General features: G+C 37.5%; 20 protein-coding genes. 7 read left to right on the top strand and 13 right to left on the bottom strand.

Annotated features, from left to right (window positions below; translation table 11 throughout):
• Nucleotides 1–127: 127 nt before the first annotated feature.
• Nucleotides 128–661 carry a TetR/AcrR family transcriptional regulator gene (locus AC07UV_RS18035; RefSeq protein ID WP_495184730.1) on the bottom strand — a complete coding sequence of 178 codons (534 nt, stop codon included), beginning with the start codon at nucleotides 659–661 and terminating at the stop codon, nucleotides 128–130.
• A 274-nt stretch (nucleotides 662–935) separates the two neighbouring features.
• On the opposite strand from AC07UV_RS18035, the gene AC07UV_RS18030 reads away from it, so the two are divergent.
• Nucleotides 936–1,685 (top strand): SDR family NAD(P)-dependent oxidoreductase, encoded by a 750-nt coding sequence (locus AC07UV_RS18030; protein WP_495184729.1) that lies wholly within the window; start codon nucleotides 936–938, stop codon nucleotides 1,683–1,685.
• A 219-nt stretch (nucleotides 1,686–1,904) separates the two neighbouring features.
• On the opposite strand, the gene AC07UV_RS18025 is transcribed toward AC07UV_RS18030, so the two are convergent.
• The 3 genes from AC07UV_RS18025 to AC07UV_RS18015 all read right to left on the bottom strand — a co-directional run bounded on the left by AC07UV_RS18025 (nucleotide 1,905) and on the right by AC07UV_RS18015 (nucleotide 5,983).
• Entirely contained in the window at nucleotides 1,905–3,089 is a 1,185-nt protein-coding gene (locus tag AC07UV_RS18025) for a glycoside hydrolase family protein (protein ID WP_495184728.1), read from the bottom strand.
• Nucleotides 3,090–3,122: 33 nt separating this feature from the next.
• Nucleotides 3,123–4,571, bottom strand: a complete 1,449-nt coding sequence (locus tag AC07UV_RS18020; protein ID WP_495184727.1) for a sulfatase family protein — start codon at nucleotides 4,569–4,571, stop codon at nucleotides 3,123–3,125.
• Nucleotides 4,572–4,780: 209 nt separating this feature from the next.
• Nucleotides 4,781–5,983 (bottom strand): sulfatase-like hydrolase/transferase, encoded by a 1,203-nt coding sequence (locus AC07UV_RS18015; RefSeq protein WP_495184726.1) that lies wholly within the window; start codon nucleotides 5,981–5,983, stop codon nucleotides 4,781–4,783.
• Between the two features lie 723 nt (nucleotides 5,984–6,706).
• Here AC07UV_RS18015 and AC07UV_RS18010 point away from each other — a divergent pair.
• From AC07UV_RS18010 to AC07UV_RS18000, 3 genes are all read left to right on the top strand, one after another.
• Nucleotides 6,707–6,814, top strand: a complete 108-nt coding sequence (locus AC07UV_RS18010) for a lipoprotein (protein ID WP_495184725.1) — start codon at nucleotides 6,707–6,709, stop codon at nucleotides 6,812–6,814.
• 310 nt (nucleotides 6,815–7,124) lie between these two features.
• Nucleotides 7,125–8,063 carry a hypothetical protein gene (locus AC07UV_RS18005; protein ID WP_495184724.1) on the top strand — a complete coding sequence of 313 codons (939 nt, stop codon included), beginning with the start codon at nucleotides 7,125–7,127 and terminating at the stop codon, nucleotides 8,061–8,063.
• Between the two features lie 145 nt (nucleotides 8,064–8,208).
• Nucleotides 8,209–9,495 carry a serine hydrolase domain-containing protein gene (locus tag AC07UV_RS18000; protein ID WP_495184723.1) on the top strand — a complete coding sequence of 429 codons (1,287 nt, stop codon included), beginning with the start codon at nucleotides 8,209–8,211 and terminating at the stop codon, nucleotides 9,493–9,495.
• Between the two features lie 194 nt (nucleotides 9,496–9,689).
• On the opposite strand, the gene AC07UV_RS17995 is transcribed toward AC07UV_RS18000, so the two are convergent.
• From AC07UV_RS17995 to AC07UV_RS17985, 3 genes are all read right to left on the bottom strand, one after another.
• Nucleotides 9,690–9,893, bottom strand: coding sequence for a hypothetical protein (locus AC07UV_RS17995; protein WP_495184722.1), 204 nt, complete (start codon nucleotides 9,891–9,893; stop codon nucleotides 9,690–9,692).
• A gap of 234 nt (nucleotides 9,894–10,127) precedes the next feature.
• Nucleotides 10,128–10,418, bottom strand: coding sequence for a RagB/SusD family nutrient uptake outer membrane protein (locus AC07UV_RS17990; RefSeq protein WP_495184721.1), 291 nt, complete (start codon nucleotides 10,416–10,418; stop codon nucleotides 10,128–10,130).
• Nucleotides 10,390–12,720 carry a GAF domain-containing protein gene (locus AC07UV_RS17985; protein ID WP_495184720.1) on the bottom strand — a complete coding sequence of 777 codons (2,331 nt, stop codon included), beginning with the start codon at nucleotides 12,718–12,720 and terminating at the stop codon, nucleotides 10,390–10,392. The genes AC07UV_RS17990 and AC07UV_RS17985 overlap by 29 nt, the downstream gene beginning before the upstream one ends.
• 1,310 nt (nucleotides 12,721–14,030) lie before the next feature.
• Between AC07UV_RS17985 and AC07UV_RS17980 the strand changes: the two genes are divergently transcribed.
• The 3 genes from AC07UV_RS17980 (at nucleotide 14,031) to AC07UV_RS17970 (ending at nucleotide 17,529) form a co-directional block, all read left to right on the top strand.
• A complete protein-coding gene (locus tag AC07UV_RS17980) occupies nucleotides 14,031–15,344 on the top strand; it encodes an AI-2E family transporter (protein ID WP_495184719.1) in 1,314 nt (437 codons plus the stop codon).
• Between the two features lie 786 nt (nucleotides 15,345–16,130).
• Nucleotides 16,131–17,150, top strand: a complete 1,020-nt coding sequence (locus AC07UV_RS17975) for an EndoS/ChiA family endoglycosidase (RefSeq protein WP_495184718.1) — start codon at nucleotides 16,131–16,133, stop codon at nucleotides 17,148–17,150.
• Between the two features lie 184 nt (nucleotides 17,151–17,334).
• Nucleotides 17,335–17,529 (top strand): hypothetical protein, encoded by a 195-nt coding sequence (locus AC07UV_RS17970; protein WP_495184717.1) that lies wholly within the window; start codon nucleotides 17,335–17,337, stop codon nucleotides 17,527–17,529.
• 480 nt (nucleotides 17,530–18,009) lie between these two features.
• Here AC07UV_RS17970 and AC07UV_RS17965 read toward each other — a convergent pair whose 3' ends face one another.
• The 6 genes from AC07UV_RS17965 to AC07UV_RS17940 all read right to left on the bottom strand — a co-directional run bounded on the left by AC07UV_RS17965 (nucleotide 18,010) and on the right by AC07UV_RS17940 (nucleotide 24,613).
• Complete coding sequence (locus tag AC07UV_RS17965; RefSeq protein ID WP_495184716.1) at nucleotides 18,010–18,234, bottom strand: hypothetical protein; 225 nt, start codon at nucleotides 18,232–18,234, stop codon at nucleotides 18,010–18,012.
• 61 nt (nucleotides 18,235–18,295) lie between these two features.
• Nucleotides 18,296–18,583 carry a hypothetical protein gene (locus tag AC07UV_RS17960; protein ID WP_495184715.1) on the bottom strand — a complete coding sequence of 96 codons (288 nt, stop codon included), beginning with the start codon at nucleotides 18,581–18,583 and terminating at the stop codon, nucleotides 18,296–18,298.
• A 786-nt stretch (nucleotides 18,584–19,369) separates the two neighbouring features.
• Nucleotides 19,370–20,326, bottom strand: coding sequence for an EndoS/ChiA family endoglycosidase (locus AC07UV_RS17955; RefSeq protein WP_495184714.1), 957 nt, complete (start codon nucleotides 20,324–20,326; stop codon nucleotides 19,370–19,372).
• A gap of 41 nt (nucleotides 20,327–20,367) precedes the next feature.
• Entirely contained in the window at nucleotides 20,368–22,017 is a 1,650-nt protein-coding gene (locus AC07UV_RS17950) for a hypothetical protein (protein ID WP_495184713.1), read from the bottom strand.
• Between the two features lie 663 nt (nucleotides 22,018–22,680).
• Entirely contained in the window at nucleotides 22,681–24,414 is a 1,734-nt protein-coding gene (locus AC07UV_RS17945; protein ID WP_495184712.1) for a fibrobacter succinogenes major paralogous domain-containing protein, read from the bottom strand.
• 19 nt (nucleotides 24,415–24,433) lie between these two features.
• Nucleotides 24,434–24,613: a hypothetical protein gene (locus AC07UV_RS17940; protein WP_495184711.1), complete on the bottom strand. Its 180-nt coding sequence runs from the start codon at nucleotides 24,611–24,613 to the stop codon at nucleotides 24,434–24,436.
• Nucleotides 24,614–24,842 lie beyond the last annotated feature (229 nt).

The following is a 24,842-nucleotide window of genomic DNA, read 5'->3' as shown; positions in this document are numbered from 1 at the left end:
CAAACTTTTTCACAAAGTTCACTCCACTTCAAGACCTTACGATGCAGTATATCGTAGATTTCACAGCTAATAAAACAAACTATGCGATGGGGTGGCCTTGGTCTTCTATAAGAAGAAGGATGTCTAATTATTTCTTTATTATGCCTTCCATGATTAGCTGTATAGTTCTTTCGGAAGTATATTTGCAGTCTGGTATATTGTGATTTGATAACGAACCTCCCATCATCATAATCAGTAGCAACAGATCACTTGTTCCGTTAAAATCCGTTCTCAATAAGCCTGATGCTTTAGCGTTTTCAATGGGTTTTGCAAATAGCTTAAACAATTTATCAGATGTAGGTATACCATCTTTTTCTTCCATATACGGAACAAGCAGGTTATATTCAACACGCTTTTTTAATAATATATCAAGCAGTTTTACAAAAGCCTGATCATTATCTTCTAATCTAGCTGCATATGTTGCTAATCTTTCAAGAGTGTAAACAAATATTGCAGTTATCATAGCACTTTTATCCGGGAAATGACGATAAAATGTCATTCTGGAAACAGCGGCCTGCTTTGCAATCTCAGTAAGAGGAACATCAGGTCCTTTCTTTTTGAATAATTCTAACGCTGTTTTTATTAGTGCTGTATTATTATGTATGGCGTCCGCTCTTTTCATTGTATTTTTTTTAGTGCTCTTATTTCCGTCGTAATTCTTCATTAAATTTAACAATTTTTAAATGTTACAATAAGTAACTTTTATATTTTTTTTATACCTTTACTAAAAGTTACTATATGTAACACTTAATAAAGATATGGACATTACACACGTATGCTACTTTAAATGGGAAATTCGGAAGGGACTCGGTGTATACTGTCTAACCTTACATGCAACTACAATAGATTAAATATAAATAATCATTAAATATTTAAATAATTAAAATTTCAAAGTTATGAAAAAAAAAGTTGCTATAGTTACTGGTGCAGGTAGTGGTATAGGTCGCGCGATTGCACTTAAATTAGGTCAGGGCGGGGCTCGTGTCGTCGTCAGTGATATCCAGGAAGAAGGTGGTCTGCAGACTGTAAAAGAGCTTCATGAAATGGGTGCTTCGGCTATATTTGTTAAAGCCGATATCAGTAAATTAGCGGATCATGAAGCCCTGATTGCCGCTACTGTTAAACGTTTTGGAGCAGTCCATATTGCTGTTAATAATGCCGGAATTGGTGGACCATTTATTCCTGTTGAAACCTATTCTCTTCAAGATTGGAATAGGATAATTGCTATTAATTTAACCGGTACTTTTTTTGGTCTTAAAACGCAGATCCCTGCAATTAAAGCTGCTGGAGGTGGTGCTATAGTTAACGTAGCTTCCATAGCCGGGATATTGGGTGTACAGCTGCAGTCAGCTTATACAGCTTCCAAACATGGCGTTGTAGGCTTAACTAAATCAGCCGCATTAGATTGCGCCCTAGACAATATCCGTATAAATGCCGTTTGTCCAGGTACCGTTGTTACCCCCCTAGTCATGGAAGCCGCTAAAGCTCTTCAGACTACAATTGAAGCCAATGTTGCCCTATGGCCTATGGGAAGACCCGCAGAGCCTTCAGAAATCGCAGAACTGGTTGCTTGGCTTTGTTCTAATAAGGCTTCCTATGTAACAGGTGTTGCTTATCCTGTGGATGGAGGGATGTCGGCATTATAATCGGTATATCACAATGGACCACCCTGAAAGTATACAATAAGTATTACTGATGGGTAGTCCTTAGAGGGATCTAATTGCTTTAATCAAAAAACTGGATCTCAACCCGAATATTACCACATTGCTTGCGCAGAAACATTCGACCAACAAGAAAGTCGTTCCCCTGAAAATAGAAAGGTTGTATTGACTGAAAACGGACAGGAGCCTGCTCTTCTGCATACATTATTTATTCTTAACTTCCTTTATTGGAAAACTAACGTTAAATGAATTATTTTCAAAAGATGGATGATCTGTACCTTCCGAAGGTTCGCTAATTGAAGCCGCAGCAAACAAGGCTATGGGTTGTCCGTTTTTATCTGTTACAACAAAAGGACGTTCCAGATGTGATAATTGAACTACTTTTCCGTTTGTCTTTTTCATTTCACGCAACGAGATTAATGGATGTGCCGCAGCCGCCCAGTCCAGCCCATTTGTCGACGTAATTAAAGCAAGCGCTCCAAATTGAGGCACCAGCTTTTTACTATGGGAATAGTACTTAACCGCCGCATAAAACCTTTTTCTTTTTTTGTCATACCACATACAAGGATCTTCACAGGCCATCTCTGCTGAAGTAAATACCTCCCCCACCATTTCGTAGGGCCCATCGGGCTTTTTACTTGCCGCCATATAAAAGGTCATATTTCCAACGTTTGGTTTTCTTGATTTATACATCATGTAATAACGTCTGTCCGGCCCTTCTACCACTGTAGGATTCGTCGTTACTTCAAAAGTATTGATATTGTCAGGCTTCATTAAGGGCACAGCAGGTTTTTCATAATTACCACTCAACAAATCCTCAATACTTTTTGCTTTAATCACACCAATACCCTGTGTACAGTTATACTTTAACCAATGTGCCCAGTCTCTACTTACTTCTTTATCTGCACTTATCGCAAAAGAATTATCAAAAGAGTTACTGACATAAAATAGGTAATAATACTTTCCAAATTTACGGATCAAAGGGTTATGCATCGTGTAACGATCCCAGCTCGAAGCCTTCCCATCGCCTTTCAAAACTGTAGTAGTATAATGATAAGGTCCATTCAAATTAGCTGATACAGCATGCGCAATTTCGGAATATTTTAACCAGCCACTGAATCCATTGAAAATATAATTCATCGGATCGTCATCCAAGGCCCTTCTTCCATGTGTCCACCGGGAATAAAACATATGATAATTACCATCTTCAGCTTTGATCACACTACTACACCATGTGTAATGATCCTTTGAATAAAAAATACCTGCAGAATCGACCTCTCCCAATACGGATCGAAGGTTTAGATCGTCTTGCGCTGTAGATTTATGTGGAGTGACGGTCGACAGTACAGCACCAAAGAAAAAAAATAGGTATGGTTTTAAATTCATCATAAAAAATAGTCTTCGGATTTGCATTGCTGATATTTAAGGATTAATAAGTAAAGCATCTTCCCACTTTAAACGTCCGGGATATCCCCAGTTTTCTTTCGATAGATCGCAGAAATCTCCATAAGCCCGCATCTCGTTATTCAGTAAAGTTTTTAAAGATCTTATGGTCTCGTGCTGATCTTTATCTTCTGCCAGGTTATTGATCTCTAACGGATCCTTAGATAAGTCAAATAGTTGTATAGGATGATCTCCATCAACGTTATATAAGATAAGTTTTTTATTGTCTTTAATCAGCGCACGTTGAAGATTCGAATAGGTCAGAAACAACCGGTCTCGACCCTCGAATTTCCTTTTTGTAAAAACATTATTCATTGATCTTCCACTTACAGTTTTCGCTTGGGGCAATTTGGTTATTTCACATAGTGTAGGAAATACATCTGTGAGGTAACACAAGGCATCTGTCTGTTTATTGGAAGGAATACCCGGACCACTAAAAATTAAGGGGACACGCATGGAATGATCGTATAGGTTTTGTTTCCCCAATAGACCATGCTGACCGACGGCAAGGCCATTATCTCCCGCGAATACGACAATCGTATTATCAATTTGGGCAGTTTTACGGAGGGCTTCCATTATTCTCCCAATTTCATGATCAACCGCTGTAATCATCGCATAATACTTGGCAATTTCCTGTTTTACACGATCAGGATTGCGCGGCACTGGTAATAGTTGCTCGTCGCGTACAGCTAATTCTCCATTGTTAAATGGGTGGCGCGGCATAAAATTGCCAGGTAAAGAAATATTTTTTTTGTCATAAAGCGACAAAAATTCCGTTGGTGGGGTTCTTGGATCATGTGGTGCACTAAAGGCTACATACATTAGAAAAGGACTATCCTGTTGTTGATTTAAGAATTTAATGGCAGCATCCGCATAACATACTGAAGAGAATTCATCAGCCTGAAATTCATCCTTATACGCTCCCTTAGGATCGTAATGATGTAGGCGAGGTTTCCAGTGTCCACCTGATTTTTCCTCATGCATACCTCCAAAAAATATATTATCCCCACTAGCGAAAGAGCGGTTAAATGACTGTAGGTTGCTATGCCATTTACCAGTTGAAAAAGTACGATAACCATTATCTCTGAATAATTCTGGGAAGGTTTTTTCACTAGGAGGAATATTACGACCATCTGAATGGACATTAAATACAGGCCTCCCTGTGAGTAGCATTGCCCGGCTCGGTGCACAGACAGCCCCCCCCAATGAGCCCATAATATGCGCTTGGGTAAATGTGGTCCCACTTTTTACAAGCTTGTCCAGATTAGGTGTATGTATTTCGTTGTTACCAAGTGCCCTAATGGTATTGAATCGTTGGTCATCTGTCAGGATGACAAGCACATTATAAGGTTTTGCCTGCTGAGCTTTAACGACTGATCCGGCCAACACTAGACATATATATATTGCTATAATGCTATAGGTTTTCATAGGTATGTTTATTGGTTTATCAAATATTTTAATTAACATTAGTTTAGACAACCAAGTTTAATTTGCCTACTTACTTATAAAGCTTATTTTTTAAACAAGGTTTATAAGTTTAATTCCTTTGCAAAAGTGATCCTATAACAAGCACTTCGATCACTTTAACTGCTCAGCACAAGGTTCGATTTGACACCAAATTTCAGTCAGTTCATCTCCTACTTCATGTTTCCGTCGAATCCTTCGAATAGTGTACTAAGTTCTTTTGCCTTTTCAGGATAATCTGCTATTATATTTGTTCTTTCACTTGGATCCCAAGCAATATTATACAATTCTTCAATAGCTTCAGGAGATTTTCCTGAGAGCTGATTGCCACTTGCCGGTATCCGCCTGTATTTCCAGTCGCCAGATCGAACAGCCTCAATATGTCCATAATTTACCAAGAATATTGGTCTATGTGAGAGCTTTAGATCCTCCGCTTTACCATTCAATAAAGAATCTATTGCCTGACCATCGATCAATTTTCTGGGAAGGGAAGCCCCGGCCCATTTAGCCACTGTCGGCAACACATCTAAATTACTGATCGCCTGTCTAATAACCTTTCCTTCTTGAGCATATCCTTTTCCATAGACAATAAAAGGAACACGCACTCCACCTTCAGTTGTCTCCCCTTTCGAACCTTTAAATACTCCCGCCGTGCCTACATGCCAGTTTTTTGTTGCATGGTCATCTGACATTCGTGATGGATAAGCAATCCAGGGTCCATTGTCACTTGAGAAAATCAGAATTGTATTGTCGGCTAATCCCTTTTTCTCGACCGTTCTCCAAAGTTCAGCAAAATTATGGTCTAACCGATGCATCACTGCTCCAAGAGTGCCTGCATTCTGTTGATCAGCAAACTCATTCTTTCTGTTGGCAAAAGCCAAGGGAAGGTGGGGAAAGTTATGTGCATAATATAAAAAGAATGGATGATCTTTATCTTGACTTTCAATGAAGTTCACCGTTTCCCTATGGTACAATGCACTGAGATCTGAATCATCTGGCGTCAAGACCTCTGGCTTTCTATTTCTAAAAATTTTAATAACAGAATCTGTTTTTACATAGGGGGTATGATAATCATGACTATACAACATACCATAGAAAAAATCAAAACCTTGCTTATTGGGATGATGATAGGCCTGTTTATCACCAAGGTGCCACTTGCCAATTAACGCCGTTTGATACCCCACCTTTTTTAGCAGCTCAGCAATTGTCTCTTCCTCATTAGGTAGCCCAAGATCTGATCCAGGACCAATGGGTGCCGGCAGATTGTAACGGGAAGCATATCGTCCTGTCAATGGCGATGCTCGCGAAGGCGTACAAGATGGCGTTGAAACCACAAAGTTTGTTGCTCTGACCCCTTTACTAGCGATCGAGTCCAAAAAAGGAGTTGAAATATTTGGGCTGCCATAACAACTAAGATCGCTGTAGCCAAATCATCTGTAAGAATTAAGATAATATTAGGCTTCTTGTGTTGGGCATAAACAAAAGGAACAACAAGAATCATGGTCACTGCCATCAAAAATTTAGCATATCGCAGGTTTCGTTGTGTCATCGTATTTAGTATTTATGATTAAGGTATTTAGCCCAAAAATAACATACATCACAATTGACAACAAAACTTTCTGTACCAAGCTTGCATTTTCCTATAAAAAAGAAAGAGATATTGGTAGCTGGCTTTAAGAAACTGACAAAAGGTACCAAGTCCGAAGTTTAATGAAATAGTAACTATTGGATGGTCCTATCTTTGAAAGATGGCAATAAAGTATTATTAACATCTGTATTACCAAAAGACAAAAAATACATCTTGCTTGAGATCTCTACGACCTCATCTTCAGTCAAGACTTGTGGATCATCGAATTTGATCTAGAAAACAACTGATTTGGTATAGAAAAATAACGTTTAATTGAAAAATCACGCGAGTTTTGAAATATGTAATTGGATTTGAACGCTTTTATTCAAATGATCTAAAGTAAACAGGGTATTGAAGCCTAAAAACAAATTGGTAAAGCTTTTAGAGAGATATTTGCCACACAGCATTATTAAGATAGAAATAAAAGCTTTCACAAACAATTTACGCACGAATAAAATTGAACATAATAAAGATGAAGAAAATACTTTTTACTTTAAGCATCACGGGATTGTTGTTAACGGGTTGCTCCTACTTCACTAAACTGAGCCGGGGTAAAAAAAAACTTCACCACTATCTCTAGAACTTATTCCTTCGGAAGATATAGCGATCCAAAATCCAAATGGTAAGATACAACTATATGCTAGGGCAGCAAACCGTGCTGACGCTTCCGCGACCCTGATTGTGGAGAAAACATTTAAACTGGAGAAGCTTCCGGCAACGATTAGCATGGATCTTCCTAAAAATCACGAAAGACTTATTCGCCCAATTGTAGCCCACGGAAAAAAGATCAGTTATTATGGTACCATACAATGGGATTCAAAAGATATATATCCACGCGATCAAATAAGTATTCGATTTCAATTATAACATTTTTATCATAAAACATAGATATGTCGAAACAAAACAATTTACCAAAACTATTACTAATAATAACATTAGGCACTGTGCCAATTTTCAATTCTTGCACCGAAGAGACTATTGTGGAAAGAATTATTTTTCCCGATAACAATGATGACCAACAAACTAGAAATACGATTGTAGCGTATAATATATTCAACGATAATCTTTATCTGGATAAAAGTTTTCCAGTACCAGATAATGCCTCAGCGTATATAAAAAAAGAAATCTGGGAAAAAGAACAAAGAGCAATAGATGAACACAAGAAAAAATTTAAATTATTTACTGACATTATTCCTGCAGAATATCGAAAGGAAATCACACAGCTCACCTTTTTCTATCCGGAAGAGGGGCCTTATACATATGCTTATATGGGGGTTCGAAAAAATAGTTCTTTAAGTCAATTTTCTTTAGGGCTCTCTTATGAGATAGGGAAGGATAAAACAAAAATACCTTCTGTTTCGGGCCCAAATAATAAATTCAATACATTAGGCTATGATTTTACAATTTATATAATGATTCATGAATTTGGACATTATATAACTAAAAATAAAACCCAGCAGTACTTAAGTTATAATCCCAAAAGTGATCGCTATATACCTGTGTATAAAGAAGGGTCATATATTAAGCAAATTTTCGAAATTTCTTGGAGTAAAATTCCAATTGAAATAGTCACAACTGGAGACGCAAATAAAATTTTTAATACTATACCGGGAAACTTTGTCAGTCTTTACGCGTGTGCATCAATAGATGAAGATGCGGCCGAGACATTTACTCACTTCGTGTTATCAAATGATAAGCCTGAAGATGTAGATGGAAAAAGCAAAAAAATACTTCTTTTTTATAAAGACCCAGACATGCTAGCGATAAGAAATGGGATTAGAAAAAATTTGCAAAAACTGGGGATAAAAACAGATATTCCTAATAAATAATTAACTCAATAAGATTTAGCTGTTTGCAAGGCGAAGTCTTTTTGTGTTTTTACAATGTTCAAAAGTAAACAAATTGAAGGGGACAAAGGATATTATTATTGATAACAAAACTGATACAGTTAAATATTTTTAATTACATTTTTTAATGAGATATTTATTAATTTTTCTCTTATTTACAATTTCCCGCTTAAATATACAGGCGCAAAACAACACTATACATAAGTCTGGAAATGCAGCTTCCAATGGTTTTTCGGAAGAAAAGCTGAAACGTATTGACAATCTTATGCAGCAGGCTGTTGACAAAAATTGGATTAAAGGTGCAATTGGATTTATTGCACACAATGGCACTATTGTTTACAATAAGGCTTTCGGTATAGACGATGTCAATAAAAATACACCAATGAAGACAGACCTTATTTTCCGCATTGCTTCGCAAACAAAAGCCATTACAAGTGTAGCCGCAATGATGCTTTTCGAAGAAGGAAAGTTTTTACTTGATGACCCCATTTCAAAGTACATTCCTTCATTTAAAAATCCGCGTGTACTGGACCGCTTTAATCCTAAGGATACTACCTATACCACAAAGCCCGCAAAACGGGAGATCACTTTCCGTGATTTGCTGACACATACCTCGGGTATTGATTATCCACAAATAGGTTCAAAGAAGATGAGAGCCATTTACGCTAAAGCAGATATTACTGTGGCCTTTTCGGATAAAAAACGCTCACAGGTAGATGATATTAATAAATTGGGTACACTCCCACTGGTTGCACAACCCGGTGAGAAATTTATTTATAGTGCAAGTACAGATGTTCTTGGACGATTGGTAGAAATTATTTCTGGAATGAGTCTGGACAATTTTTTCCATACAAAAATTTTTAAGCCATTGGGAATGAACGATACTTATTTTTACTTGCCTCAAGCGAAGCAATCTCGCCTTGTAAAAGTGTATACTGAAGACCCCAAAACACATGAGCCTATTCTTTGGCAACAAAATACCATGCCTGGTGCAACTGTCGATTATCCTATCAATAAGGATGACTATTATAGTGGGGGTGGCGGCCTTGTATCCACGATCCAGGATTATGCGGTCTTTCTACAGATGCTTCTAAATAGCGGAGAGTACAATGGTCATAGATTACTTGCGACACATACAGTTGAGATAATGACTAAAAATCAGATTGGCGATATTCGAGTGACTTTTGACAATCAAAAATTTGGATTAGGTTTTGCAATTACAACAAAAAAAGGACGTTTGAAACGTGAGCAATCTGCTGGTACTTTTTGGTGGGGAGGGATCTTTGGAACTATGTATTGGTGTGACCCAAAAGAAAAAATTGTAGCGCAACTTTATACGCAGCAATTACCTTCTTCACATGCTAAAAAATTTGCTGCAAAATATAAGACTTTGGTATATCAGGCATTGAATTAATTTATGGCTTCAAAGTCTAAACAGCTAACTTAAATAATAGTTTTGAATACATTCAACAGCAATCTTCCTTAAGGAAGATTGCTGTTGTTTATTTGGGTATTAGGAATATTCACAAGTGTCCTAAATAAATTTTAAAGGCATGTTTCCATTAAAAAGAAGGCTATTTTTAGATCATTCTAATTTTGCCCCTAGTTTTAGTCTGAAAAGATCCCTAGCGGGCCGGCGGTATTCACCTTGGCCCACTTGAGCAGCATATCATTCACCTTTTCTGCATACTGTTGTACATTCGAATGATCCTGAAATAGGAAATATTGCATTCCCAATGCATAAACCTTATCAGTAACATCCCTTGTTCGTCTTTCATTTTCTCTCGGTAGTGTAGAAACTGCTTCAATCAAAACTGTCGTCGAATCATTCGCTTTTTCCGTAACTTCTTTTCTAATAAGCTCCTAGGCTTGAAGCGAAGCCTTAAGATCCAGCTTGAATCGTAAGTCAATTTGTCCATAACCAATTTGTTAAAATAATTAGATGTAGCGGTTCCCAATCCCCTCTAGCCAAACAGAGTATGGATGCAGCAACTTTGAGTTTTTTGTAATTTTTATTTATAATTAATTTTTAAAATTTATGGCAAATTATAATTGCACTTCGGCATAGATTAATAGTTTTTCGGCATATCGCATCAGAACAACATCGGCTCCGGCACTGCGGTCCCAAGCTCCTGAAATTTTTGACGGAACGACTTTTTTATAACAGTAGCTCGAAAAAGAAGTATCTGATTTGCCAGGGGCATCCGGCGAGGATGGTTTGGTGATGTCAATCGTAATTCCATTGACGACAGTTCCAGGAGAAACAATACTCAGGGTAAGCCATGGATCCTGGTTTGCAAATGGTTTTTTACAAACTTTCCTGCACCCTAAACCCAACGCGAATAGCTTTAAGACCGATAAGTCCATGTAGATCCTCTACATCAAATTTTTCGACATCCTCATTTAATAAGCCTTTGTGCTGCAACAAGTTGAAATACCCCAAGTATTCAGCCTCTTCATGAGCATGTGAATAGACAACGACTAATTTTCCTCTTTGCGTAATACGCTCCGTCGAGCCTTTGATCTTTGCTTTGTCAATACGTTTTTTTGCTATTTCATAGCGTACATTGTAAGATCCGTTGATATCAAACTGCTTTTCATCCATTTTAAAACGGATGGAAATCGGCGTTGCAAAGACCAGGATTAGCGATGTAACCTCCAGCTGGTTGGGCAGTTCAGGTTGGAGCTTTCTAAACTGAACTTCCATTTCACACATGACCTGTAGTTGCCATAAGCGTAAATTTTTGAGATAATATAGCTCAAAATTTCTATCGGGCGCAATGGAAGCACCAATATACATATTATGTTCGATGCCATCGGTTTTATAACGCTCGTAATAATGCGGGAAGTACTCCTGCGCCTCAGCTTGCTTTACGTCAAGAATAGTCGCCAGCTTTTTATTGATCAGCTTGATGGAGTTGTCATAATCCTGCCGTGCCTCATAAAATCCGACTATCGCAGGATTTATTCGATCGAAATAGGCATCGATATCACTAAGGATAAGACTATTTTTATTGTTCTTTCTAAAATTCTCCAGAATAGGATGTACTTCCAAATTAAAATGATCTAGCATAAGCTGCTCCGTATCGGTAGAAAGGGAAAGGTGAAGCATTTCCAGATTACGCTCCAGATCAAAAACTTTTTGTTCAAACAACGGTAATTTATGCGTCTGATTTATTTTGGTAAAAACTGCGATCAGATTTATTGTTTGGTTGATCAAATCTTGCGTAATGGCCTGATTTCTGGATTCTGAAGAGCCCTGAACATCTATCTGACCATAGAGCGGATAAACGTTGTCAAATACAATTTCCTGTAGCGTATAATCTTTACCAAAGGCCCTATTGTTGAGATAATGTATCGCTTCCTCCTGAAACCGCCATTTTACACTTGGGTGAATAGAGGTATATTCTTTTTGTATGACTGCTTCAATCTGGTTTTCTGTTTCGGAAAATGCCTTGGATACCTTGTCCTTTACAAAGGGTAATATAAAGTCGAGTTTATTAGCATTCACCGAATTCAGTTCCCGAACTCTCGACGAGGACATTTCCAATAAACCCAGCATTTTGTCGCCCTGTATCAAGGGGACAAAGATAAAGCTCTTCACGTGCTGCTTTTTCAGTTTATCAATAAAATACGCTTTTTTTGAATCTGTAATGGGTATCTTATCGATATCCGGAACAACTAAAAGCTCACCATTCTTTAGCATACTTTCCATTGTCTCATTATACAGCATTTCTTCACATTCTGCTATCGTTGAATCATATAGCAGATGACTATACGGCTGTTTTTCGACAATTCTCAAATTGTATTCATTCCGAACTCTTTCAAATGAGGTAAATCCTATCCGCAAATCATCTATTTTATAGATAGACCTGAAAATGCTTTCTATTTCTTCTAAATGAATCGAGCTATCTTCACGTAATAGATTACTTTTAAAGCTTGATACGGCATTTTCAACCGTTGAATCGAAGAGAGTCATAATCGAAAATCCTTTCAGTATCCAGCTTTGTTCAGGAAATTTAGTCTTCCATAAAGCTATGTCCGAAAAATTATCAATCAGCTCAGTAATGTCTTCTGCCGAAAGATCCACCGCTTTATCTGTCGGAATAATATCCATAAAATCCACATTGAACAAAACTCGGTAATGATATGTGATATTATTTTTATCGGGAATATCCAGAAACAGGGGGGGGGCCATGGCATCAACTTTGACGCCGTAGTAATGACTGATGATCAAACAGCAATTCAGAATATAGTAAGTATCTGCCGATATGTCCCTAAAACTAAAATCATAATGATCACCCGCATCCTTTAAGATTTTATCTAATCGTTCGGTATGATTAAACGTATATAAATGAAAGGGGGCCGTAATGGCTTTCATTTCATTTTGCGTCAGCGATTTTGGCAACAGGTCGGCCAAAAGGACTTTGACAACAGCTTCATAGGGGCGCAGGTCTTCCATTTTTTCGATCCCTTCGGTCAGTTCAGGATATTTTTTGATCTCTTCCAGCAACGCCTTAGCGTAGGTAGACTGAAAATCAACTTTGGACAAAGCCATTTCCTCGAAAGATGCTATAAGCTTATGAAAGGCAATCAGGGTCTTGAAAGGACTCGAACCGAATGAGAAGTTAAATTGCATAATGGTTTTTCCTGATTATGTTAGATTCTTGGAATTAATATAAAAATAAAGAATAATACAGTAGCCTACTACATAAATTTAGATTATAAAAAATGACGATTCTCCGATCTTCTCGAACCTATCTATTTCTTATAATTAACTTACTCAATTGCGGTCAGGGATACCCTCACACACCCTAGTAGAGAAATCTTAAAATGACAGTTGAAATCCTCAACTGGGTTTGTTTCGCCATTCATTGCCCAATGAGATAAACTCAAAGCTCCAACTGCTAATTATTAATAATCTAAAAATTAAGTTAGATTTGCGTTGTAACTGAAAATTTCTATACCAATCAAAGTATTTTCTATACCAAATAAAAAAAAGCTTAGATTCATTGTAACTAAGTCATGCATTTTAACCCAAGTCTATATTTGAAAATCGGAAATACTCAATTTGAATAAAATACTTTTCCCAACTTTAATTCAATGCACATCTTGCCCTTGTATTTCATTTTAAAATTGATTTCACCAGGTAACAAAGCACTCGATAAAATCCTACGCCCACAGCAAATTGATAGTTACTATAAAAATGTTGATCTTTGCGAAAATGGCCATATCTGGATGAAGACATTTACCGCCATTTATATTATACTGCACTCCGATCAGAGTATCCAGTAGTGTAACAATGAATATACCAGAATGCTTCGACGCTAAGGTATTGCGATAAATATGATGCATAACGACAGCCCATATGATAATGCTCTAACGACTCAGGTTTTAGTCTAAAAAACAGACGGTTTGGTATAAAAAATCTGCTCTTGATTGAAAATGATTCTAATTTTATCTCCTAATAACGAGTAATTGGAGCATAATATAGATGAAAAAAATACTTCTTACTTTAAACGTTGTAGGATTGTTATCAGTGGTCCGCTCATACTCTGCTAAACTGAGTCCGGGCAAAAAGACAACTTTGCAATCATTCATACAACTTATTTCCTTGGAGAACATTTTGATCCAAAATGCAATTGACAAAATACAACTATATACCAGAGTCACAAAGCTTACTGACGTCCTAACAACTGATTGGGATAAAGACATTCAAACAGAAGAAGTTTCCGGCAACTATTAGCTTGGATCCCCTTAAATCATAAAAGACTAAATCACCCAGTTTGGGGGATAGAATACAGTGAGCGAGGCAAAAGTAATCTTGGTATTTTTAACAGACTAGAGCATAAGAATTCTTCAAGACAATTAACACCACTGATTCTTTAATAGCCTTACTTTTGATAAAGAATCGCATTTACTTAAGTAGAAGCTCTTTAGTATGGTAAAATGGTTACTTCTTATTCACTATGCAACATTAATATTATTTCAATTTATATGCGAAATAACAACACAGACAAGTCTTACTCTTCCGAATTGGCTTCTAGCTTATTAACTTTGACACTCATTCTCGTATTGATATACGTTACACAGAGTGTCTTACTTCCCGTAATATTTTCCACGCTAATTTCAATTTCACTTTATCCACTTGCCCGATTATTTGAAAGAATGCAACTTGGTAAAGCTATCTCCGCGATATTGGCCATCATCATAGCCATTGTTGTAATACTTGGATTAAGTTGGTTTATAATTTATGAAAGTATATTTATTGGAAAAAACGCGTCGGCAATCAGCAACAAGGTATTATTATTATTAGAAAATGGTCAAAAATGGGTGGAAACAACCTTTGCAGTTGGACGTGCCGAGATAATGGAAAAACTCCGGGAACAAACAAGCAAAACAATTGCAAATGCCGGAAGTATGCTGTCAATCACGTTTGGTTCTATCGGTAATATCCTAGCTAGCGCAGCTCTAGTACCTCTTCTAAGTTTCTTCATGTTGTACTACCGTGATTTCTTTCGTGAGTTCTTTTTTAAAGCATTCAAATCTTCACCTCAACATAAAGTAAATGAAGTATTAAATAAAATCTACTACGTTGTACAAAGCTATCTCGTTGGCTTAATTAAGGTAATGGGTATTGTTGCTGTTTTAAATACAATAGGATTAATGGTACTAGGAATTGACTATGCATGGTTCTTCGGCTCGCTAGCGTCGCTTCTCATGCTATTACCTTATATTGGGATCACCATTGGATCTATTTTACCCGCACTTTTCGCTTTGGCTGTAAAAGATAACGCCTGGTATGCTGTGGGAATAATTATTTGGTTCCAAGTAGTGCAATTCCTAGAAGGTAACATTATTACTCCTAACATCATTGGCAGCAAAGTCAGCATCAATCCCTTAATGGCAGTTATTAGCATTCTTTTGAGCGGCATGCTATTTGGATTAGCAGGATTAATCATCGCCCTACCTTTAATAGCTACTCTTAAGGTAATATTCGATGCAAACCAGAATATGAAAGCAATAGGGTTCTTGATTGGGGAACCTGAGAAAGAACACTTAAAGCGAAATTCCACACAGGAACTTCTGATGAAATGGGGAATTGTTAAAGTACCTAAAAACAATAAAAATATAAAAATGGATGTTTACTGTCAAGTTGATAAGGAAGTAAACAAAATGACAGACACTGATATAAATTACCAAAAAGTCAATAAATCTGAAGAAATCAATGACAACGCCCCTTTACAGAATAAAGAGAGTTAAAAATAATTACCATTTCGAGCACACTTTATCGCTATAATTGCTCAAGTATGGTACACCTATCTCCCCGATCCCAGTTTTATTATATCAAAATCTGGCTTGATTAATTTTTAACTGTTCAACTGTTCTCCTTACTTCGTTTTAATGGCATCAAAAAAAATTTCATTAGTTCCGATTTCATCTATTCTACGTTATATTCTTTGTTTATAGCCACTGTCATCATCAGTATTAAGGTTCATTATTCTTACCACCTCACCTATGGGTGAAATTTGTCAATTATCGAATTTTATCTAGAAAACACATATTTTGGTATAGAAAACTTACTATTGATCGAAAACTACGCTACCTTGTTAATTACCACTTAATTTGAAAGATTTTTTAAAAAAATTATCTAAGTAAAAAGGAAATTTATGTTATTAAGAAAAAATTACGACATAACGATGTAAAATAGCACAGAAACTTGCTATGATTTACGAATCGAATAATTAGAAAATATAGTCAGATAAAAAACACCTATTACTCTAAGCCCTGTGGGACTGTTTATAGCAGGTTGCTCATGCTCAGCTAAACTGAGTGAGGACATTGTAATTCAAAATCTAACTGATAAAATACAACTATATGCCAGAGTTGCCAGCCTTGTTGACACACCTTTAACTCTGATGGTGGACAAGGCATTTAATCAGAAGAGGTGTCCGATTTTTTTTTGCTGACCATTTACAATTGACAAATACATGAAATTTTACAATCTATTCTTAAATTTTAAATTATTCACTTTAAATAAATCAAACAATGAACAGAATCATTGCTAATAAAATCAAAGTTACCTCAATGCTTTTATTTTTAACAGTATCTTTTTTATCCTGTAAAAGCAATTTAGAGGAAGGCGAGACTCAAACCGTCACTTCAATAACTAGAGGAACAAACCATCAGCTGACAGTAGGCTACTTTAATGGGATTGATAGAATTGGTCCAGAATATGACCTAACAAAAGTTCCGGACCGATTTGATATTGTCAATATCTTCAATCAATTCAAACCACTTTGGGAACTCAGTAGACAACCTGTACATGCTCCAGGCGCGACTCAGCCAACACTTCCCGAAGTACTAGCTGGTGTAAAGAATTTAAAGGAAAAAGGAGTAAAGGTTGTGCAAACTCAATTTCTACGCGAGTTTATGGATAATTTCAAAGATTCGGATCATAAAATTAATTGGACAAATACAGCAGCCGATTATGATGGTTTTGCAAAAGCACTACGAGATACACTCGACAAATGGGGATTCGATGGGGTAGATTTCGATGTGGAGCATGAGCCACAATGTTTGAGCAAAATTGGCTATGATTGGCAAAAGCCCAACTATGATAGGTCTACCTGGTTATCAACGGAAGAACAAATGGGATATCTAAACGCTATGGCGAAGTATTTCGGTCCGAACGCAACATTACCAGCAGGAAAGCCAAAAAAATTATTAATTTTAGATACAAATCTGTCATTTTCATCTCTGGGATATTCAAAGGATTTATTAGCTAAATTTGACTATATCTACATCCAATCATATTACGGTGGTTTTGATACAGCGTTTAGCTATACTGATCAAAATAAAGGACCTGGTATTGCCAAAGAAAAGATAATGCTTATTCCAGCTGATTTCGAAGTTAACCCTAAAAGCTCCAATTTAAAAAATGCTTATATGGATCCGGTAAATGGCAGATTAGTAGGCGGATTTGGTGCTTATGGCTTTAATTTTGACCAACCTGACTACCCTGTGTTTAGAGAGATGATCAAAACACTCAATCCAACTGGCGAATAAAGCATTGGTATATACCGACACTGCTTTGCTCCCTGTCATCACATGAGGTCTATAGTTCTATAAAAAACTATTGATCGGCGTAATATTGAGAATAAGTTAACCATGATGGTTAGCTTATTCTCAATATTATGGTTTTAATAGATACAATAAATGGATACTTCAATACGCTTCAACAGACAAAGCTTTGATTTTCAGCAATTTCAAATCAACCCTACCTGCGGCTTCAAAATTTGAACAAGGTAAAAAATACACCTACGAAATTGAACTGAAAGAAGATGGAATCTCATTTCCTCAGGCTATTGCGATAACGGCTACAATCACCTATTGGGATAATGTTCCGTCCGGCTCTTACACCGTTATAACCAAGATGACGATGTAACGCCTCCAGCCAGTGAGGACACAGAAACTTTTGGTACTGTTACCATTACAAGTACTACATGACCAAAAATTGCAGCCTATACCAATTTTGACAACAAGATATTGAGCTTCACAGATAATTTTGGAACTGCGGATCTGCGAACAATTCCTACTTATGGTGAAGGTACAAATACACACATTTGGTTGCCGATTTAAGATGCATTGTTAGCAATTGCTGGGGTTTCTGTTTCTGGCTATATTAAATTGAAAATTAAATTTTATGCTGCCGCTAATATTAAGCCTTCTATCGAACATTTTCTCTGTGTTATTATGATATCATTTTTCATTTAAATACAACACAAAGCAGACTGTTTCGAAATAAAACTGTACAGTAAACAGCTAGCACCTTACGAGAATAGATCAATTAGGAATACTCAATCATTTTTCATACAAAAGGTCAATATTTTATACAAAAACAGATCGTGTTTTCATTTATTAATGACTAGAAATTCGTCAAACTAAAGTCTTTTTTTGCAAAAGGATTAAAAGAAAGTCCTAGGCTTAGGTAAAAAGATGGATCTGCAGAAGCTTCCCAAACATAGTTGTTTTGCCGTTCTTTTTTCTCAAATATCCGTGATCCCGAAATGGTCTTCATCCCAGATTTGACGGTTGCAATGAATGATCTTCCCAGATTATGCTCATAGGTTAATCCTGAATTGATTTCCATCTGACCTAAGGTATAAACTTTATCTGACCCCAAAAAGTCGTAGAGATAGAATATCGTCGTGTTAAGATCTGAACCCAACGAAAGGCGGCAATGTTCCAGTCAATATACCACGAAGGCGCTCTATCCCTTTCTCACTCCCATCGGTGAGGACACTGGCCGAGTAAATGGCGGTTTTACCGAATAATTTCGAAAAGTAAATAAAATTAAGTGATTCATAGTGGTATTGAAAATCCTGTGTCCGTTGTTTTAACTGTTGCGTGTTCCAATCGGATTCCTGTAAATTTACAGAAGTATACTGGTAGCCAAGACTAGTACCCAGCATCCAGTTGCGCCGCTTTAAAAAATTCATATTTAGACTTCCTCCGGCCTGATGGAATGATTCCACCTTGCCTTGGGTGCTGGCGGCGCCTTTATAGTTTTTGGCACCAAGATATCCATATTAACATAAAACAGGACTATATTCAAAACCAGATGGAAAATCCAATCTAAATAGTCGAATATAGTTTCATATTTATCCCATTTTTTATCAACAAAAAGACAAAATGCCAAAAGAGATATACCGCCGATATGTCTAACAATTCCATATTTTTTTGAATTTATTAAGCGTAAAAAAAAGTCTTGCCTCAGAAAATAACGATCGGACAAACCGTCATAGTAATGTTTATATTTATCCATACATTCAATAGAAAAGTCCAGAAGTTACAACATTGGCAATTAGGTCAATTCAAATTCAATCGTGCATTTTTTGTAGAAAATAAATTTTCCGATTACAGGGATAACACTTATACCGTCGCAACGGCAAGAAAAACAAGAACAGTTTCACCCAGCTCGCTCTTGGAACACGTGTATACAATAGTGTCCCACAGTAGGGACAATCTTTATGCGAATCTGTTCTTTTTTGCATTATACTGTTCTAACTTTAAAATGGTCAGACCTTCACTTAAAAAGGCACACTATAAAGTACGCCTTATCGACAGTTATTAGTCTACCCTACAATAAAACCTGTACTAATTTTATTATCTCAAAAATAGGTATAATAGAAATACCAGCACATCTTACTAGACCAAACAACATATTTACTATACGAACAAATACGTATATGAAACGTTCGTATAAAATTTTACTCTTATGCCCTCTATTGCGGTTTTAAGTTAGCAATGATACCTTGCGAATAGACCATGCTTCTCGAAATACTTCCATCTGTTTTTTTGACAGCATAATCGGCATCCATAATAAAATTCATCATACCTGTACCCGGAGAATTGGCTTTAAGCCATTGCGCAATTTTGATCTCTTCACCACGGGGAGTAGCCTGCCCTGGAGTAATTGCTGGGCCTCCACCTACACCGATCAATACTTTTTTTGCGTCTCCCATTGCATCAGCATAGGGTTTCAGCACAGCAGCAATTTCAGAGGATGTATTCCAGTAACTCATTGTGTTCACATAATCCAGGTATTGATTTGCATTTTTAATGTGACTAATATTATATTGATTGTAGTCTACGACAGCTAGAATTTTTCCGTTGTTGGCTTTAGGACCAAAATATTTCCCTAACGCCGGTAGTAAATGAGTCGAGGTAGGCTCTCCTTCTAAATCAATTTCGACACCGTCTAATTTCCACTTTTCTGTAAAAGCAAGACAAGTTTTTGCAAAAAGATCAGCATCCTGCGCATCAACAACTTTCGGTGTAAAAATGGAAAAGATAACCCGGATCCCTCTATCTTGGATCAACCGGATACCATCTACAATGGTATCCGGAATTTCCTCCTTCTGAATAGGCATATTATATTCGCTATCAAATCTATTGGTTATTTTCCATGTGCCATCAGAGCCTTTGCTTTTGTCAAAAACGAAAAGGTGGACGATGTCTGTACCTTCTGGAACATCTTCAGCCTTAACAAGACCAAAATCGGCTATTTTATATTCCGGAAGTACCCCCCAATATTCGACAAAAAGCGGATACTTTAGTTCCCCAGGTGTGACCGTTTCATCAACAGGCTCCATCGTACTTTTTTCACAGGAATTTAGCCCGACCATACTAAGCGTCCCAAATAGACACAGCACAGTTCTATATTGCTTTAAATTAAACATATTTTGAATTTTAGCTTGAATAAAATGATTAATAATAGTTTCTATTTCCGCACACACCGGACATTTTTCATTTGGCTCTGAATCACATTGACACCAATTATTGATACATTGAGCAAACTTGCAAAAAGATCAGCAGAATTTCCCCCAAGAAGATTTTTTGAACCAGAATAATACCAGGCACCAAGTCCCGCCAAACCGCCCAAGTCCAACCCGGAGCTACCTGTCCATAGCTCTACACGGGTACCATAATTCCCGAATGTAGCCTGTACAACACCATTCAGTAAACTCACTGCAGTACTGCCACCATTGAAGTTAAAATGGAGCTTATTATTGGGATAAGGAGCAGCCACACCGACAGCATCGTACTCATAGTAACCTCTGTTATTTACGGTACCGTAAGCTGGCGTCTTCCCACCCAATCCAAGTAAACCTGTTAACTTCCTAAAATCGCTTTCGCTTGCCTGCCGCCATATTCCTGCAGGATATACCTGTGCACAGGGATCACTATTGATACCAAATTGATCTGGAACGAGCCCTTTAAACGAAAAATAAGTGTTCCTAGCATTGGAATGAGCGTAGGTGTGATGAAAACGATAAGGATTATGTCCGGCTTGATAATAGAGATTCTGACGTGCCCAGCGCACAGCATCTATGGTCAAGGGTGACTCCACCAAATTCACCAATAGGCGATGGCTATTTCCCAAAACCGGCGTAATATTAAATGCGAAATTAACGGGCGCCGAAAACTGACGAATAGTATTATCATCTATGCGAATGCTCAAGTCAGAAACGCCCACTTTAATACCACCTGTTACCGCCATTGGATCAGCCGTATACACATAGGTTATTTTATCATCCTGATAAAGTGGATCGACATCTTTAAAAACAGTAAGGGGCATTTCTTGATCTGCCGATACCAAGTCAGATAATCCGCCTGTAACTACATCAATTGTAGCTGTCTTTATGCCAGTAACGTTAACCTTGGCCCCCGTCATATTGGCAAACATGCCTTGCGAGTTCAACTCAACAGCCAACCGTGCAAATTTATGTTTAAATGTAATATCAATCGGTACATTTATATTGCCTGCTCCGGTTGGTACAACAACTTCTCCGCTTGTATATAAAATATCTTTACCTGCAGGAAGAACGATTTTTGTACTTTCTTGCAATATATCCGGAACATCTTCTGCCGTATTATAGGAAAGTGCCGCCCACCTGTATGTCGTACCTTTCAACACATCAATTGAAGCCTGTGTACCGGAAGTCAGTAGGGTCGATGAAATCAATCGACTGCCGTCCTGAGAAAAAAGGTACAGGCGGTATTTTACCCCATTTTCTATTGTCACAGCTTTTAAACTTTGGGCCAATAAGGGATTAGAAGCCGCCTTAGCTGAACTTCGAAGCGGAAGATAATTATCTACGGATAAAAGAGCATCAAATTCAGGATATTCTAAAACTTTTGTCATGCCGCTTTTCTCCTCAGTAGTTTTTGCCTCTGTACCTGAGGTCGAGACAGTGATACTTTCATCTATTCCTGTAATTTTCAATGTTAATTTTGTACCGATGATATCGGTCATTTCTTCCGCTTGCTCGCGGTCTTTCGAGCAGCCGGTGAAGAAAAGCCCCCCAGCCAAAAGTAATGCGATTGGTAGAGCCGTGCCCTTGATCGCTTTGATGTGTACTCGTCTCATAAAATGTTTAAGTTTAATTAGATTATTGGTTATTAAAAATCTACGTTTCCACTCCCCCCCGTCCCGGTACCCGGATCAGTGGCATCGGGATTGGTTGGGGGCGATAGTGTAGCTGATCCTGCAGCAATTCCCTGTTCTAACGCTATCACGAGGCTATAGATACAAGGGACTTCACACTTTTTTTTGATTTTTCATGTGCTCACAATTTTGGTTTATCGTTTATTTTTAAGTTTGAACTTCTGAATTAGCTGTTATACGCATCAGACAAATCATTCAGTCAGACCCCAAATTTGTCAAGAAAGGGGTCCGATCAACAAAAGAATCCTTACAAAAATTTAAAAATCAGATTACTTAATAAAAGTACATACATCACTTACACTTTCTTAAAAATAGACTAGATTACAATTAAAAATGTCATTACTATACCAAACACGATATTTTCTATACCAAGCAAAAAAAGTCCCTGCATTGCTGCAGGAACTTTCACTACTACTCTCTATTCTATTCATTATGACACATCCATATCGATTAGACCTTTATTGATAAGGCATCTCTTTTAGCAGGATTTCTTCCGCCCAAATATAGCGTCACTTTTAATGTCCCAGAAATTTTCTAGACCAAATTACACCCGCTAAATAAGATGAAACAGATCTGTGCTGCATGTTAATTTCGCACACAACGCACACTAAATCTCTGCCCTACTGGAGGAGTTACATTTCCTCCCCAAGTAATTGCAGGCGGGGTTTCACTGCCCGTATACACATACCCACCGTTGGTATGAAAATACTGTTTACCAAATGTAGCACCATCTTTTGTCCAATATCCAGCCTCTATCTGACGTTTAGTCGAAGGGTTCGAAATATTATAGCCACTTGTAATACCAAAATCATGATAACCAGCCATTGGCAGTGTTAATTTCTGCGCATAAATCGGATAGCCTGAATTGATTACCGTGTTTTCATCCGCATATTGTATACCAAGGAAACCATTCCCTATTCCTTTGCCACTCAGATCATTATTGGAAAGTGTACTCGCCAAGAAAACAGTATTTGAGGCTACATTCCGAAGCTTCTCAAAATCTCCCTTCGTAGGTAATCGCCATGTTCCGGCAGGAAATACCTTCTGGCAAATATCTTGTGGGAGATTACTCCAATAAAAAGTTTCAAAACCGTGATCCACATTATTCATCGGATCGGCCATTAAAAAAACACTATTACCTTCATACAAATTGACATCATATCCCTTGACATTACTTCTCGCCCATTGCACACCAGCAACATTAACAGCTGACTCAACTAATTTGATGTCCACTTTATACGCATGACTCTTGACAAACGTAAACTCGCTATCGTTTTTTAAAGCGACCGTAGGTGACTTGAAATTTATGAGCGCCGACCCCGGGTAATTGCTATTATTTGGTGCATTAAAATCAAATCTCCTTACGTTGAAATTACCCAGTTTAGCCTTTAATGTATTAGCAGCAATGACTGTACTATTGTCAATAGTATGCAAGGTAAATGTATTTTGGTAAGCTCTAGGAGCTGGAGTTTGCGAGCCAGAGATATCATCAACGATAAAAGCAGTCGCGTTTTGATACTCACCATTAAATATATTGAGGTCACCATATTTCAGTACGCCATTGGTGCCAGCTAATAGTTCCAATTGCGGAACTCCAGACATAATGCCCGATACACCCAGTGTATTAACCACGACCTGAACGCGTGCAGTATTGCGATTAAAGGTAATCGCCAAATTATTAACTCCTGCTTGGGTGGTCAGGGTACCATTTGCCCACACAACATCCTTATTTTTTAATCCTGCTTTATCCACCACACCATTCTTGACATCCGGCACAGTTCCCGCCGAATTTGTAGAAAAAGCGTACCAGTTATACGTTTTATTGGCATCTACCGATATCGGTAAAGTAGGTGTTACACCAGATTTTAAAACGACATTTGCTTTGGGCGCATGTTGATGATCCACATCGGCAGCATCATAAATCACAAGTCTATACTCAATTCCATTGCGCATCTTTGTCGTCGAAGCCTTTGTTGCTACTGCAGTAGTAGATGCCGCCGCTCTAGCACCGCTACTGATTCCATCACCCTCAAGAAGTGCTTGTTTTTCAACACTTACCACCGCATCAAAACCATCGACAGAAACCATTTTTTCTTTCGCTATAACGGCCGTCTGTAGACCGACCGCAGTTCGCCCGTTGGAAGCACTTAATGCGATTTCTCGCGCATCGGCAATCCCTTCCACACGAACTGAAAGTACGGTCCCTTCAACTGTAGCTGTGATCTCCTCCTGATCTTTTTCGGAGCAACTGCTCATGACAACTGATATCCCCCCAAGAATGAAACAATACTGTACTATTCTTCTTAAATTACTCTTCATTTTCTTATTTATGTTTATTTTAAAACTCTGAAATGCCATCACCAACAGTTCCTTTATCGTCCCAATCAGTAACATCTGGTTGACTGGGATTTACCACCGCTGAGCCAGCAGCAATAGAATATTCCATGGTTAACTGATTCACTTTAATCATTGGTGGCACATAGTTCATTTTTTTTGTTTTCTTTAATTCGTCTCTCATGATTACATTATTATCTAAAATTGTTTTTAATCTCTTAATTATGACTAAGCCCTATTTATATTATGCAATTATCGATTTGGTGACACAAAGCAATTCACTTATATCTAATACAACTAAGCTGGTCAAAGATAGATAGGCATCAAAAGGCCTGCAATTTTTCTAGACCAACTTGCTTTTTTTCTATACGAAGCAAGGAATACTCTTTTTTCAACTTTGTATTTATAAAAAT

The organism is Sphingobacterium sp. GW821-FHT03E03 (assembly GCF_059420745.1).
The sequence above is the reverse complement of the archived record's forward strand: the minus strand, read 5'-3'. Positions and strand labels throughout refer to the sequence as shown.

Excerpts from the sequence above, each read along its gene's own strand:
- AC07UV_RS17955 (WP_495184714.1), bottom strand. The coding sequence starts at position 20,326 with ATGTTTAATTTAAAGCAATATAGAACTGTGCTGTGTCTATTTGGGACG.
- AC07UV_RS18020 (WP_495184727.1), bottom strand. The coding sequence starts at position 4,571 with ATGAAAACCTATAGCATTATAGCAATATATATATGTCTAGTGTTGGCC.
- AC07UV_RS17945 (WP_495184712.1), bottom strand. The coding sequence starts at position 24,414 with ATGAAGAGTAATTTAAGAAGAATAGTACAGTATTGTTTCATTCTTGGG.
- AC07UV_RS18025 (WP_495184728.1), bottom strand. The coding sequence starts at position 3,089 with ATGATGAATTTAAAACCATACCTATTTTTTTTCTTTGGTGCTGTACTG.
- AC07UV_RS17980 (WP_495184719.1), top strand. The coding sequence starts at position 14,031 with ATGGTTACTTCTTATTCACTATGCAACATTAATATTATTTCAATTTAT.
- AC07UV_RS18000 (WP_495184723.1), top strand. The coding sequence starts at position 8,209 with ATGAGATATTTATTAATTTTTCTCTTATTTACAATTTCCCGCTTAAAT.
- AC07UV_RS17950 (WP_495184713.1), bottom strand. The coding sequence starts at position 22,017 with ATGAGACGAGTACACATCAAAGCGATCAAGGGCACGGCTCTACCAATC.
- AC07UV_RS17960 (WP_495184715.1), bottom strand. The coding sequence starts at position 18,583 with ATGAATTTTTTAAAGCGGCGCAACTGGATGCTGGGTACTAGTCTTGGC.
- AC07UV_RS17975 (WP_495184718.1), top strand. The coding sequence starts at position 16,131 with ATGAACAGAATCATTGCTAATAAAATCAAAGTTACCTCAATGCTTTTA.
- AC07UV_RS18030 (WP_495184729.1), top strand. The coding sequence starts at position 936 with ATGAAAAAAAAAGTTGCTATAGTTACTGGTGCAGGTAGTGGTATAGGT.
- AC07UV_RS17965 (WP_495184716.1), bottom strand. The coding sequence starts at position 18,234 with ATGGAAATCAATTCAGGATTAACCTATGAGCATAATCTGGGAAGATCA.
- AC07UV_RS17940 (WP_495184711.1), bottom strand. The coding sequence starts at position 24,613 with ATGAGAGACGAATTAAAGAAAACAAAAAAAATGAACTATGTGCCACCA.
- AC07UV_RS18005 (WP_495184724.1), top strand. The coding sequence starts at position 7,125 with ATGTCGAAACAAAACAATTTACCAAAACTATTACTAATAATAACATTA.
- AC07UV_RS18010 (WP_495184725.1), top strand. The coding sequence starts at position 6,707 with ATGAAGAAAATACTTTTTACTTTAAGCATCACGGGATTGTTGTTAACG.
- AC07UV_RS18035 (WP_495184730.1), bottom strand. The coding sequence starts at position 661 with ATGAAAAGAGCGGACGCCATACATAATAATACAGCACTAATAAAAACA.
- AC07UV_RS17985 (WP_495184720.1), bottom strand. The coding sequence starts at position 12,720 with ATGCAATTTAACTTCTCATTCGGTTCGAGTCCTTTCAAGACCCTGATT.